Below are 12,114 nucleotides of genomic sequence, written 5' to 3' on the forward strand. Positions count from 1 at the left end.
ACGACCGGACCGGATGTCAGGGTGAGCCGGTAGAGAGGAGGTGTGACAGTGACCAGCCCGGCACGGCCCGGCAGCGGTGACGCCTGGACGGTCGACGACCTCCAGGACCTCCCCGAGGACGGCCAGGACTACGAGATCTTCGACGGGAGCCTGCTCGTGTCCCCACACGCGGACGTCCGCCACGGGGCGATCGCCAACCGCCTCCGCCGGCTCCTCGACCGGCAGGCCCCGCCCGGCCTGTTCGTCGGGCAGGACGTCGGGGTCAGCGCGAAGCGCTCCTCCTACTTCGTGCCCGACCTCTTCGTCGCCCACGAGGACGCCCTCGAACGGGGCGGCCCGGCCCTCCCCCCGGCCGATGTGCTGCTCGTGGTCGAGGTCGTCTCCCCCGGCAACGCCGGCCGAGACCTGGTGCTCAAGCGCCACGAATACGGTGTGGCCGGCATCCCGCGTTACTGGCTCGTGGAGCCGCGCAAGCAGACCGTGACCGTGCTGGAGCACGTCGGCGCCGGCTACCGCGAGTCGGCCGTCCTCTCCGCCGCGGACACCTACCGCACCGACGACCCGTTCCCGATCGTCCTGCCGGTCGCCGACATCTTCTGAGCCGGCTGAGCTCAGTCGAGGCCGACCCGGACCGGGTGCGCGGTGGCCGAGCCGAGCCAGGTGTGCGGGTTGCCGAACCAGCACCAGCCGAGCTTGGGCGCGCCCTGGCTGATCCAGAGCGCCGGCACGCGCCGGTCGCCGCAGCGGGAGCCGACCAGTGAGAAGCACCTGTTGCTGGCCAGCGCCTCCGGGTGCAGCGTGACGAAGGCCAGCCCTTCGTCGATGGTGATCGGCAGCCGGTCCCGCGCGGTCATGTCCTCCAGCGCGGCCGACGGTGGCTGGTTGCGGTACTCCTCGCCACGGTCCACGTCGAACAGCAGGTACGCCGGCCCGGCGGGCACCTCCAGCTCCTTGATCGGGTGGAACGTGGGCAGGTCGTCGGCGGGGAAGTTGCGGTCGAGGACGCCGGGCTTGCGCTTGCCGGCCAGCGTGGTGAGCGCGATCCGCTCCGGGACCGGCACCAGCTCCCGCGCGGTCACCAGCAGGAACGGCACCCGCCGGTCGGTGGGCGCGGCCAGGCCGGCGGCCCCGGTGACGGCCGCGTCGCGCAGCGGGGCGAGGCGGGCGCGGAACGCCTCCTCGGGCAACCCGGCGAGCGTGGGGTAGCCGAGCGTCACCAGGCGGTCGAGTTGGCGGTCGAATTCGGCGGCGGCGTCGAACTGGTCGTCGGACATGCGGTCCTCCACCCTGTCGTACGGACTCCCGTACATTGTACGTCAGGGGTTCAGCGACTCCAGTCCTGCTTGGCGGCGCGCACCAGCTTGTCCTTCAACTCCCGGGTGTGCCGGCGACTCACCGGCAGCTCGGTCCCGTCGATCACCACCACGTAACCGGAGTTGACCAGCCGCAGCTCCGCGATGAGCCGCAACTGCACCAGGTAGGAGCGGTGCACTCGGACGAAACCGGCGTCCGCCCACCGCTCGGCGAGCGTGGCCAGCGAGACCCGGACCAGGTGCGACCCCTCCGCGGTGTGCAGCCGGGCGTAGTCGCCCTGCGCCTCCACCCAACGCACCGCCGAGCGCGGCAGCATCCGGGTGGTGCCGGCCAGCTCGATCGGGATGGTCGGATCCTCCTCCGCCCGGGCCAGCGCCGCCGGATGCGAGGGCACCACCCGCGAGCCCGTGACCCGGCGCAGCGACTCGGCCAGCCGCTCGGCGCGCACCGGCTTGCGCACGTAGTCCGTGGCGCCCAGGTCGAACGCGTCCACCGCGCCGTCGTCGTACGCGGTGACGAACACGATCGCCGGCGGCCGGGCGAACCGGCGCAGCACCCGCGCCAGCTCCATGCCGTCCAGCCCGGGCATCCGGATGTCGAGGAAGACCACGTCCACGTCGTCGTCGCGGAGCACCCGCAGTGCCTCGGTCGCGTCGCCGGCCGTGTGCAGCCGGGCCACCCGGGGATCGGCCCGCAGGTGATATGCCAACTCGTCGAGGGCGGGCGGCTCGTCGTCCACCGCCAGCACCCGGAGGAAACCCGTGCCGGTGACCGTCATGAGGAGACCCGGACGCCGGGATGGAACTTCGGCACCCGCATGCTGACCTTCGTACCCGAGCCCAGGCCGGTCTCGACGACCAGGCCGAACCGGTCCCCGAACGCCGACCGCAGCCGCTCGTCGACGTTGGAGAGGCCGACGTGCTGCCCCGGGTCGTCGGTCGGGTCGCTGCCGACGCCGGACACCTCCGCGATGCCCGCGGTCAGCGTGGTCGGATCCATCCCCACTCCGTCGTCCTCCACCATGATGTGACACTCCGCGCCCGCGTCCCGGGCCTCGATGCTCACCATGCCGGTGCCCGGCTTGCGGGACAAGCCGTGCCGGACCGCGTTCTCGACCAACGGCTGGAGGCAGAGGAACGGCAGCGTCACCGGCAGCACCTCCGGCGCGATCTGGAGGCGCACCTGGAGTCGCTCGCCGAACCGGGCCCGCTCGATGGTCAGGTAGCGGTCGATCGACCGCAGCTCCTCGGCCAGCGTGGTGAACTCACCGTGCGCCCGGAACGAGTAGCGGGTGAACTCGGCGAACTCCAGGATCAACTCGCGGGCCCGCTCCGGGTCGGTGCGCACGAACGAGCCGATCGCGGTGAGCGCGTTGTAGATGAAGTGCGGGCTGATCTGCGCGCGCAGCGCGCGGACCTCGGCCCGGGCCAACCGCTCCCGCGACGAGTCCAGCTCGGCCAGGGCGAGCTGGTCGCCCGCCCAGTGCGCGGTCTCCAGCGTCGCCTGCACCAGCCCCGGCGCCGGCCGCTCGTCGGCCACCGCCACCAGCGCGCCGACCACCCGGCCGTCCGCGCTCAGCGGCGCCACCACCGCGCCGCGCACCGGGCAGTCGACCAGGTCGCAGTGCAGCTCCGACTCGTGCAGCACGGTGGAGCGCCCGCTGTCGACCACCCGCCGGGCCGCCGCGACCAGCTGGTCGCCGTGGTGCGCGCCGCCGCCGTCGATGGCGAGCAGCACGTCCCGGTCCGTCAGCGCCAGCCCGGCCGCGCCCACCAGCGCCCGCAGGTGGCGTACGGCCTTCGCCGCGTCCGCCGCGCTCAGGCCGGCCCGCAGCGGCTCGGCGGCCAGGCCGGCGGTGTGCAGCACCTCGTACGTGGCCCGCTGCGTCGCGGTGGCGATGCCCCGGCGGGCACGCAGCCGAAGCACCGCCCAGAGCGCGGCGGCCAACGCCGTGACCAGCGAGACGACGGCGAAGACCGCCGAGAGGTTGGCACCCACCCGCAGAACGCTAGTACGCGCCCTTGCGCGCCAACACCACCCCGACGGTCCGCCACAGGATGCTCAGGTCGTACGCCAGCGACCAGTTGTCGACGTAGTAGAGGTCGAGCCGGACCGCCTCGTCCCAGGACAGGTCGGAGCGACCGGAGACCTGCCACAGCCCGGTCATGCCCGGACGCACCAACAGCCGGCGCCGGACGTCGCCCAGGAAGTCGCCGTCGTCGGCGGGCAGCGGGCGCGGGCCGACCAGCGACATCTCGCCCCAGAGCACGTTGATCAGCTGGGGCAGCTCGTCCAGCGACGACGCCCGCAGGAAGCGACCCACCGGGAAGACCCGGGGATCCTGCTTCATCTTGAACAGCATGCCGTCGGTCTCGTTCTGGTCGACCAGGCCGGCCAGCCGCTCCTCGGCGTCCACGTACATGGTGCGGAACTTCCAGACCCGGAAGGTGCGCCCCTCGTGCCCGACCCGGGGCTGGCGGAAGAACACCGGGCCGGGGTCGGAGATCCGGATGGCGAGCGCGACGGCCAGGAACAGCGGCGAGAGCAGCAGCAGCCCCAACCCGGACGCGACCCGGTCCAGCAGGCTCTTGAGCAGCAGCGCCGGGCCGGAGAGCGTCGGCTCCTCGACGTGCAGCAGCGGCAGGCCCTCGATCGGGCGGATGTGCACCCGGGGGCCGGCGATGTCGGTGAGCTGCGGCGCGACCACCAGGTCGACGCCGGAGCCCTCCAGCTGCCACGCCAGCCGCCGCAGCTCGCCCGGCTCGGCGCTGGCCGAACCGCACACCGCGATGGTGTCCCCGCCGACCTCGCGGACCAGGGCCAGCACGTCGCGGCCCGCGTACACCGGCACCGGGGTCTCCAGACCGCGGGCGGCGGCGTACCCGTCGGTGAGGTGGATGGCCACCGGCACCAGCCCGACGCCCGGGTTGCGGGTGACGGTGGTGTAGACCTCCAGGCACTCCGGGAGCGTGCCGACGAGCACCATCCGGTGCCCGGCCTGCCCCACCCGGCGGCGCAGCGCGTGCAGGCTGCCACGCGCGATCATCCGGCCGAGCAGGATCAGCAGCAGGGCGCCGAGCAACGCGAAGCCGACCGTCCACCGGGACAGCGACGTCACCGTGGCGAAGGCCAGGAACGAGACGGTGGCGGCGACCGCCACGCCGGAGCGGATCACCCGCTTGTACTCGTCCGGCCCGAGACCCAGGTAACGCCGGTCGTACGCCCGGTTGCCCCACAGGATGAGCACCCAGCCGAGCGGCAGCAGCAGGAACGCGACCGTGTAGAACCACACCTGCGGGGAGTTCTTGAAGCCGGAGTCCGCCTGCTCGAAGATCTGCACGGCGAGGAAGCTGGCCAGGGCCGCCGCGCCGAAGTCGAGCAGCAGCAGGATCGCGATGTAGGGGCGGTGCCAGCGGGAGACCCGGCGCCGGGCACGGGCCCACCCCGACCGGGGCACGCCGTTGTGGGACGGCGGTGTCGGCGGCTGGATCTCAAAGCTGTCGACGTGCCGCACGCTCTTGCTCCGGCCTGTGTCGGTTACCGGGCGCTGGAGGCTTGTCGTCACCTCAACCCATGTCCTCCCGCATGACCCGTGCCCTCACTCGCCGTGAGGACCCGGGTCGCTCACCGTTCCAGTCTCCCACGTGCTCGGGTGAGATCTGGCCGGCTCCTAGTCAGTTGTGAAGCCGGGGACCGAGCCACTATACCGATGGATGACGCCTCGGGTAGAGCCGCGGAGTGGGACCTTCCGCGATCCCCGGATGATTCCGCTCAGTAATCGGCCGGTGCGGTTACTCACCGTACGAGTCGGGACAACCTTCGGTCAGCCAGCGGCTTCCCCCCGGTCTGACAGGTGGGGCAGTACTGGAGACTCGAGTCGGCGAACGACACCTCCCGCACCGTGTCGCCACAGACCGGACACGGCAGGCCCTTCCGGGCGTGCACCTTGAGCCCCGAGCGCTTCTCACCCTTCAGCTCCGCCGCCCGCTGCCCCATCGACCGTCGGACCGCGTCGCCGAGCACCGTCCGGGTCGCCGCGTGCAACCCGGCGAGTTGCTCGTCGGTCAGCCGGTCGGTGATCGCGAACGGGGAGAGCCGCGCCGCGTGCAGGATCTCGTCCGAGTACGCGTTGCCGACGCCGGCGAGCACCGCCTGGTCGGTCAGCACGCCCTTGACCTGGCCCCGGCGGCTGCGCAGCCGCTCGGCGAACGTGGGCAGGTCGGCCGCCAACGCGTCCGGGCCCAGCTTCGCCACGCCCGGCACCAGGGCCGGATCGGTGACCAGGTAGGCGGCCAGCTTCTTCTGCGTACCGGCCTCGGTCAGGTCGAACCCGGAACCGTCGTCGAGGCGGACCCGCACCGCGATCGGGCCCTTGCCCGGCCGCAGCGGGGTCGCGGACGGGAACGCCTCCCGGTAGTGCAGCCAGCCCGCCCGGGCCAGGTGCACCACCAGGTGCAGATCGTCGCCGAACCGGACGTCCAGGAACTTTCCGTGCCGGTCCGCGCCGGTGACCGGGCGGCCGGCCACCGCGCTGGGCGGCGGATCGTACGTCTTCAGGGCGTTGATCGAGGCCACCTCGAACCGCTCGACCCGCCGGCCGACCGCCCGCTCGCGCAGGTAACCGGCGAGCGCTTCCACCTCCGGTAGTTCAGGCACGGGACAACGGTAGCCTTTTCTCCCGTGAGCGCGAGGAATGAGCTTGCGAGTCCCGCAGTCGCGAACGAAGGGCAAGCTCAGTGAGAATCGTGGTGGCGCACAACCGGTACCGGGAAGCTCAGCCCTCCGGCGAGAACACCATCGTCGACGCGGAGATCGAGCAGCTCACCGCGGCGGGCGTGGAGGTGCTGCCGTTCCTGCGCAGCTCCGACGAGATCCCCTCGATGTCCAAGCCGGCCAAGGCGCTGCTGCCGATCTCGCCGATCTGGGCCCCGAAGGCCCAGCACGACCTCGACCGACTGCTCGTCGAGCACCGGCCGGACGCGTTGCACCTGCACAACCCGTACCCGTTGCTCTCGCCCTGGGTGGTGCGGACCGCGCACCGGCGCGGCGTGCCCGTGGTGCAGACGGTGCACAACTACCGGCAGGTCTGCTCCTCCGGGCTCTACTTCCGCGACGGCGTGATCTGCCAGGACTGCCGCGGCCGGACGCTGGGCGTGCCGGCGATCGTGCATCGGTGCTACCGCGACTCCCGGGCACAGAGCGCGCTGATGGCCACCACGCTCGCCGTGCACCGCCCGACCTGGAAGTCGGTGGACCGCTACATCGCGCTGACCACGGCGGTCGCCGACCATCTGCGCGACTACGGCATCCCGGCGGACCGGATCGTGGTCAAGCCGAACGCGGTGCCGGACCCGGGCACCCCGGTGCCGCCGGGCAACGGCTTCCTGTTCATGGGCCGGCTCAGCCCGGAGAAGGGGCTGGACCTGCTGCTCTCGGCGTGGCGGCGGCACCCGGCGGGCGCGCTCGGCCCGCTGCGGATCGCCGGTGACGGCGAGCTGCGACCGCTGGCCGAGGCGGCCGCCGCCGAGCGGCCGGACGTGCTCTACCTGGGCCAGCTCGACCGCCCGGGGGTACGCGCGGCGCTGGCCGACAGCGCCGTGGTGCTGGCCACGTCGACCTGGCACGACGTGCTGCCCACCGTGATCATCGAGGCGCTGGCCGCCGGCCGGCCGGTGCTCGGCACCGCGCTGGGCGGCATCCCGTACCTGGTCGGCGCCGACTCCCCGCGCGAGCCCGCCGGCACCGGCCCGGCCGAGGTGGCGACCGCCGCGCCCGGCGACGGTCGCGTTCCGCTGCCGACCGGCGTGCAGCGCGGCGAGGCCGGCTGGGTGGTGGCGCCGGAGGTCGACGCGCTCGCCGACGCGCTGCCGCTGGCCTCGGCGGAGGCGCACGCGCTGGCCGCTCCGGCCCGCACCCGCTACGAGCGCACGTTCCACCCCGACGTGATCACCAAGCGCCTGATCGACGTGTACGCCTCCCTCACCTGACCGGATGCCACCCGGTCGCTACGCCGGCTCGACGGGCAGCCAGACCTCGCAGGTCGCGGTGCCGACGCCGGCCATCGGCTCCGGCACGGCGACGATCTCCGGGCCCGGTCGCAGGCACCACGGGTTGAAGGGGAACCACTCGGCCGCCGCCGTGGCCCAGGTCCTCTGCAGGGTCTGCGGATACGGCCCCACGGCCCGGATGACCAGCCAGCGGCCCGCCGGCACCTCGACGACGTGGAGGTCGCCCGGGACGGGCGTGCCCGCGGACACGGCGACCCCGTGCAGGTAGGTCAGTTCGCTGCCCTCGTCGTAGTCCGGGTCGAGGTCGTCGCAGACCGCGAGCAGGCCGCCCGGCTCGGTGTCACCGAGTGCCTTCAAGCGCAGGTGCTCCTCTGCCGGCAACGCGGCGATGTGCTGCTGAATGTGCGGGTTGACGCCCCGGTGGATCAGGGGAACCCGGGCAGCGTGCCCCACGAGCCGGAACGCGGGACGGTCGACGATACGGGTCTCCATGTGTCTGCTCCCTTCGACGGTTGGGCGGCCGGGCCTCCGTAGCGTGGCCGTCGCTGGTGCGGCACACCCGACATGAGCGGGGCGGGAAGTGTCGGGTGATCGGGATCGGTGCCGCCACACGATGGGGGCATGGACGACACGACACTGGTATCCCGGTTCCTTCGCGACGGCTTCGTGAAGTTGGCGGGCGCCGTCGCACCGCGCGTGGCAGCGGACTGTGCGCGGCTGCTGTGGCGGGAGACCGGCTGCGCCCCGGACGACCCAGCCACCTGGACGCAGCCCGTGCACTGGGTGCCCGGCATGGCGCAGGGGCCGTTCGCCGCCGCACCCAACTCTCCGTTCCTCCATCACGCGTACGACCTGCTCGTCGGCGAGGGGCGCTGGGAGCCGCGTTACTCGCTGGGCACGTTCCCGTTGCGCTTCCCGCACGGGGACGAGCCGGACGACGCGGGCTGGCACATCGAGGGCAGCTACCTCCCGGACGGTGCGAGCTGGTACTTCACCAATGTCCGCTCCCGCGGCCGGGCGCTGCTGATGCTGTTCCTGTTCAGCGAGGTCGGTGCGGAGGACGCCCCGACCCGGATCCGGGTCGGCTCACACCTCGACGTGCCGAAGGTGCTGGCGAGGTACGGGGAGGACGGGGCGAGTGGGCTGGACCTCGCGCCCGAGCTGGTGGCGGCCTCCGACCACCGGTCACTCGCCCTGGCCACCGGCTCTCCGGGCGATGTCTTCCTGTGCCATCCGTTCCTGGTGCACGCGGCGCAACCGCACCACGGGACGAGACCGCGCTTCATGGCCCAGCCTCCGCTGATGCCAGCCACGCCGTACGAACTGGAACGGGCCGACGGCGCGTACTCGCCCGTGGAGATCGCGATTCGCCGAGGACTCGGGCGGGACACCCCCGGCCCTGACCTGAGGGGAAGTCGGTGAGGGTGCGGGTGAGTGGCCGCAATGCCCGGTTCCAGCAGTGGACGGCCCTGCTCCGCAATCGGGCCAAGCGGCAGCGCCGGGGCGAGTTCCTCGTCCAGGGCGTACGCCCGATCGCCATGGCCGTCGAACACGGCTGGCAGGTCCGGGAGCTGCTCCACGATGCCGACGTCCCGCTCTCCGGCTGGGCACGCGAGACCCTGGACACCGTCCGGGCCGAGAGGTTCGCGGTCTCCCATGATCTGATGCACGAGCTGGGCGGCAAGGCGGACACGGTTCCGGAGCTGCTGGCCGTGGTGGCGATGCGGGAGGACGACCTGTCCCGCATCCCGGTCGGGCCGACCATGAACACCGTCGTGTTCGACCGGCCCACGAGCCCCGGCAACATCGGGACGCTCATCCGGTCCGCGGACGCCCTCGGCGCGTCCGGCGTCATCGTCACCGGCCATGCCGCCGATGTGTACGACCCGAAGGCGGTGCGGGCCAGCACCGGCTCACTGTTCGCGCTGCCCGTGGTCCGGGCGCCCGCACCTCAGGCCGTGCTGTCCTGGGTCGCCGCCGTGCGCGCCGGCGGCGTCGGCGTCGGCGTCGTGGGCGCCGACGAGAACGGCGCGGTGGATGTCGCCGAGTACGACTTCACGCAACCCACGCTGACCCTGATCGGCAACGAGACCACCGGTCTCAGCGTCGGCTGGCGTCAGGCCTGCGACCAGCTCGTCCGGGTCCCGATGACCGGGACCGCCAGCTCCCTGAACGCGGCGGCCGCCGCGACCGTCGTGCTCTACGAATCGGCGCGTCAGCGCAACGAGAGGGGCCCCCGCCTTACAGCGCGGCGCGCGCGGTGAAGGCGATGCTGGCGAGCAGGAACCCGCCGTTCACGACCGTGAACGCCACCATCAGCCAGAACGCCAACGCCGGCGCGAACACCAGCACCAGCCCGGCCACGAAGATCACCGCGCCGTAGTCGCGGACCAGCTTCACCAGCCGGACCGGGAGCGACGTCGAGGTGACCATGCTGGCCGCGTTCGGGCCGGCCTGCATCACCGACGTCACCAGGTTGACCATCCAGGTGCCGGCGAAGACCGCCACCAGCCAGACCGGCGTCGACGGGCGCTGCGCCACCGCCACCGCGCCGATCGCGGTCACCAGCGCGATCTGGGCGGCCACGTCGCAGAGCACGTCGATCCGGGCGCCGGCCGCGCTGCCCTGGCCGGTCACCCGGGCGAGCTGCCCGTCGGCGCAGTCCAGCGCGTACGCGATCTGCCAGCCGACGAGCGCGACCAAACCGACCACCCAGGCTCCGACGGTGCCGGCGGCCACCTCGTCGGCGAGCGCCACCACGGTCACCGAGGCGGCCAGACCCAGCACCAGGTTGGCCAGGGTCAGCGCGGTCGGCCGCAGCCCCAGACGCTGGGCGACGAGCGCGAACGCCGCCCCGATCCACTGGCTGATCGACTCGCTGAACAGGCCGCCACCCCGGTTGACCCGGTGGAAGTCGGCGACGGTGGGACGGGGCTCAGCCAAGGTGGTCGCGGAGGGCACCGGCGTAGTCTGCCAGCTGCTCCCGGGTCTCGGAAGCCGACATCGCCAGGTGTTCGAGGATGGTGTAGCGGTCCGGCCGGGTGGCCGGCGCGAACTGCACCGCCTCGACGAACCGGTCGTCGGTCAACCCCACCTCGGCCGGCAGCCGGGGCAACCCGTGCCGGGCCAGGCAGGCCGACATCTCGGCGAACCGGCGCTCGTCGCCGCGCAGGAACGTGCAGAACAACGCGCCGAGCCCGGCCAGCTCGCCGTGCGAGGCGGTGCCGGGGAAGAGCGCGTCGACCGCGTGCATGATCTCGTGGCAGCCGCCGCTCGACGGACGGCTGGTGCCGCAGACCGCCATCGCCAGGCCGCTGGAGATCAACGCCTCGGCCAGCACCGTGACGAACGCGTCATCGGCCATGTCGCCCGGATGGTTGAGCACCGCCTCCGCGCCGGCCCGGGCCAGCGAGGCGGCCAGCCCGTCGACCGGCTCGCCGCGCACCTGCCGGGCCAGCTCCCAGTCGGCCAACGCGCTGATGTTGCTGACCACGTCTCCGATGCCGGCCCGGTTGTGCCGCTCCGGCCCGGCCTCCACGAAGTCCAGGTCGACGATCACCGCGATCGGGATGTGCACCCCGTAGGAGCCCTTCAGGCCCTCGGTGATCAGGCTGGCCACCGGGGACGCGATGCCGTCGTTCGCGAGCGCGGTCGCCACCGTCACCATCGGCAGCCCGCGTCGGGTGGCCGCGTACTTCGCCACGTCGATGGTCTTGCCGCCGCCGATGCCGACCACCGCGTCGTAGGACCGGGCGCGCAGCTTGCCACCCAGCTCGTCGGCCGCGTCCAGGGTGCCGCCGGAAACCGTGAACACGTCCGCCGACCGCAGCGACGGCCGGAGCAGCTCGGCGATCTTCTCGCCCTGCCCCGGCCCGACCACCACCGCCACGTCACCGCCGGACGAGATCCGGCCGTCGGAGAGGATCGCCGCCAGGTCGGCCACCGCGCCCCGCCGCACGTCGATGTGCAGCGGGGTGAGCACGCTACGGGCTAGTAGCGGCACGCGATCTCCCGCGCCCGGGCCAGGTCCTCGTGGTTGTCGACCTCGACCCAGGAGACGTCCCCGATCGGCGCCGCCCGCACCTCCCCGCCCCGGTCGGCGAACTCCTGGTAGCCGTCCTCGTAGTAGAGGTTCGGGTCGCGTCGCCAGGTCGCCTCCAGCGCGTCGGCGAGCGCGTCGGCCACCTGCGGCTCGATCAGCGTCGCGCCGATGTACTCGCCGTACGCGTCGCCCGGGTCCATCAGCTTGGTGATCCGGGTGAGCTGGCCGGCGGCGTCGAAGGTGGTCTTCATCTCCTCCTCGGCCAGCGGCTTGAGCGTGTCGACCGCCAGCAGGATGCCCGGCCCGCGTTCGGCCAGCAACGTCTTCTCCACGCTCACCGGGTGCACCGTGTCGCCGTTGACCAGGAGCACGCCCTTGGCGAAGTGCTCCCGGGCCAGCCAGAGGGAGTAGGCGTTGTTCCACTCCTCGGCCTTGTCGTTGTCGACCAGGGTGATCGTGACGCCGTACTTCTCCGCCAGCTCGGCCTGGCGCTGCCGGACCGCGTCGGCCGCGTAGCCGACCACGATCACCACCTCGGTCAGCCCCACCTCGGCGAGGTTGCGCAGCGCGATGTCGAGGATGGTGATCTCCCCGTCGACCGGCACCAGGGCCTTGGGCAGGGTGTCCGTGTACGGCCGCAGCCGGCGCCCCGCACCCGCGGCGAGCACCATCCCGATCATGCCGACACGCTCCTCTTCTCGACCGATTCCACGAGGCGAGGATATCGTCGGCGACTCGGCGGCCGCGGTT

The 12,114-nt window shown here is 72.7% G+C and carries 13 protein-coding genes; 4 read left to right on the forward strand and 9 right to left on the reverse strand.

Going from position 1 to position 12,114, the window contains the following annotated elements; genetic code table 11:
* The first annotated feature begins 48 nt into the window (after nucleotides 1-48).
* Nucleotides 49-600: a Uma2 family endonuclease gene (locus tag O7598_RS30455; protein WP_269694604.1), complete on the forward strand. Its 552-nt coding sequence runs from the start codon at nucleotides 49-51 to the stop codon at nucleotides 598-600.
* Nucleotides 601-611: 11 nt separating this feature from the next.
* Here O7598_RS30455 and O7598_RS30460 read toward each other — a convergent pair whose 3' ends face one another.
* The 5 genes from O7598_RS30460 to O7598_RS30480 form a co-directional block, all read right to left on the reverse strand.
* Entirely contained in the window at nucleotides 612-1,274 is a 663-nt protein-coding gene (locus tag O7598_RS30460; RefSeq protein ID WP_269694605.1) for a DUF5701 family protein, read from the reverse strand.
* A gap of 50 nt (nucleotides 1,275-1,324) precedes the next feature.
* Nucleotides 1,325-2,092 (reverse strand): LytR/AlgR family response regulator transcription factor, encoded by a 768-nt coding sequence (locus O7598_RS30465; RefSeq protein WP_091061680.1) that lies wholly within the window; start codon nucleotides 2,090-2,092, stop codon nucleotides 1,325-1,327.
* The gene (locus O7598_RS30470; protein ID WP_091061679.1) at nucleotides 2,089-3,312 is read right to left on the reverse strand and encodes a sensor histidine kinase; all 1,224 of its coding nucleotides are present in this window, start codon (nucleotides 3,310-3,312) and stop codon (nucleotides 2,089-2,091) included. Before O7598_RS30470 ends, O7598_RS30465 begins: the two co-directional genes overlap by 4 nt.
* Before the next feature lie 10 nt (nucleotides 3,313-3,322).
* Nucleotides 3,323-4,828 carry a sugar transferase gene (locus tag O7598_RS30475; protein ID WP_269694607.1) on the reverse strand — a complete coding sequence of 502 codons (1,506 nt, stop codon included), beginning with the start codon at nucleotides 4,826-4,828 and terminating at the stop codon, nucleotides 3,323-3,325.
* A 281-nt stretch (nucleotides 4,829-5,109) separates the two neighbouring features.
* Nucleotides 5,110-5,970 (reverse strand): Fpg/Nei family DNA glycosylase, encoded by an 861-nt coding sequence (locus O7598_RS30480; RefSeq protein WP_269694608.1) that lies wholly within the window; start codon nucleotides 5,968-5,970, stop codon nucleotides 5,110-5,112.
* An 80-nt stretch (nucleotides 5,971-6,050) separates the two neighbouring features.
* On the opposite strand from O7598_RS30480, the gene O7598_RS30485 reads away from it, so the two are divergent.
* Nucleotides 6,051-7,301 (forward strand): glycosyltransferase family 4 protein, encoded by a 1,251-nt coding sequence (locus O7598_RS30485; protein WP_269694609.1) that lies wholly within the window; start codon nucleotides 6,051-6,053, stop codon nucleotides 7,299-7,301.
* Nucleotides 7,302-7,319: 18 nt separating this feature from the next.
* On the opposite strand, the gene O7598_RS30490 is transcribed toward O7598_RS30485, so the two are convergent.
* Nucleotides 7,320-7,814 (reverse strand): GyrI-like domain-containing protein, encoded by a 495-nt coding sequence (locus O7598_RS30490; RefSeq protein ID WP_269694610.1) that lies wholly within the window; start codon nucleotides 7,812-7,814, stop codon nucleotides 7,320-7,322.
* 129 nt (nucleotides 7,815-7,943) lie between these two features.
* On the opposite strand from O7598_RS30490, the gene O7598_RS30495 reads away from it, so the two are divergent.
* Entirely contained in the window at nucleotides 7,944-8,744 is an 801-nt protein-coding gene (locus O7598_RS30495) for a phytanoyl-CoA dioxygenase family protein (RefSeq protein ID WP_269694611.1), read from the forward strand.
* A gap of 2 nt (nucleotides 8,745-8,746) precedes the next feature.
* Nucleotides 8,747-9,586: a TrmH family RNA methyltransferase gene (locus tag O7598_RS30500; protein WP_269695040.1), complete on the forward strand. Its 840-nt coding sequence runs from the start codon at nucleotides 8,747-8,749 to the stop codon at nucleotides 9,584-9,586.
* Here O7598_RS30500 and O7598_RS30505 read toward each other — a convergent pair.
* From O7598_RS30505 to O7598_RS30515, 3 genes are read right to left on the reverse strand one after another with little or no spacing between them, the layout of a single operon-like run.
* Nucleotides 9,564-10,283: a CDP-alcohol phosphatidyltransferase family protein gene (locus O7598_RS30505; RefSeq protein ID WP_269694612.1), complete on the reverse strand. Its 720-nt coding sequence runs from the start codon at nucleotides 10,281-10,283 to the stop codon at nucleotides 9,564-9,566. The genes O7598_RS30500 and O7598_RS30505 overlap by 23 nt on opposite strands.
* On the reverse strand, nucleotides 10,258-11,325 hold the full coding sequence (locus O7598_RS30510) for an iron-containing alcohol dehydrogenase family protein (protein ID WP_269694614.1): 1,068 nt from the start codon (nucleotides 11,323-11,325) through the stop codon (nucleotides 10,258-10,260). The genes O7598_RS30505 and O7598_RS30510 overlap by 26 nt, the downstream gene beginning before the upstream one ends.
* Nucleotides 11,313-12,044 (reverse strand): phosphocholine cytidylyltransferase family protein, encoded by a 732-nt coding sequence (locus tag O7598_RS30515; protein ID WP_269694615.1) that lies wholly within the window; start codon nucleotides 12,042-12,044, stop codon nucleotides 11,313-11,315. Before O7598_RS30515 ends, O7598_RS30510 begins: the two co-directional genes overlap by 13 nt.
* Between the last annotated feature and the right edge of the window lie 70 nt (nucleotides 12,045-12,114).

The organism is Micromonospora sp. WMMC241 (assembly GCF_027460165.1).
Lineage (GTDB): Bacteria > Actinomycetota > Actinomycetes > Mycobacteriales > Micromonosporaceae > Micromonospora > Micromonospora humi.

Excerpts from the sequence above, each read along its gene's own strand:
- O7598_RS30490 (WP_269694610.1), bottom strand. The coding sequence starts at position 7,814 with ATGGAGACCCGTATCGTCGACCGTCCCGCGTTCCGGCTCGTGGGGCAC.
- O7598_RS30515 (WP_269694615.1), bottom strand. The coding sequence starts at position 12,044 with ATGATCGGGATGGTGCTCGCCGCGGGTGCGGGGCGCCGGCTGCGGCCG.
- O7598_RS30495 (WP_269694611.1), top strand. The coding sequence starts at position 7,944 with ATGGACGACACGACACTGGTATCCCGGTTCCTTCGCGACGGCTTCGTG.
- O7598_RS30460 (WP_269694605.1), bottom strand. The coding sequence starts at position 1,274 with ATGTCCGACGACCAGTTCGACGCCGCCGCCGAATTCGACCGCCAACTC.
- O7598_RS30465 (WP_091061680.1), bottom strand. The coding sequence starts at position 2,092 with ATGACGGTCACCGGCACGGGTTTCCTCCGGGTGCTGGCGGTGGACGAC.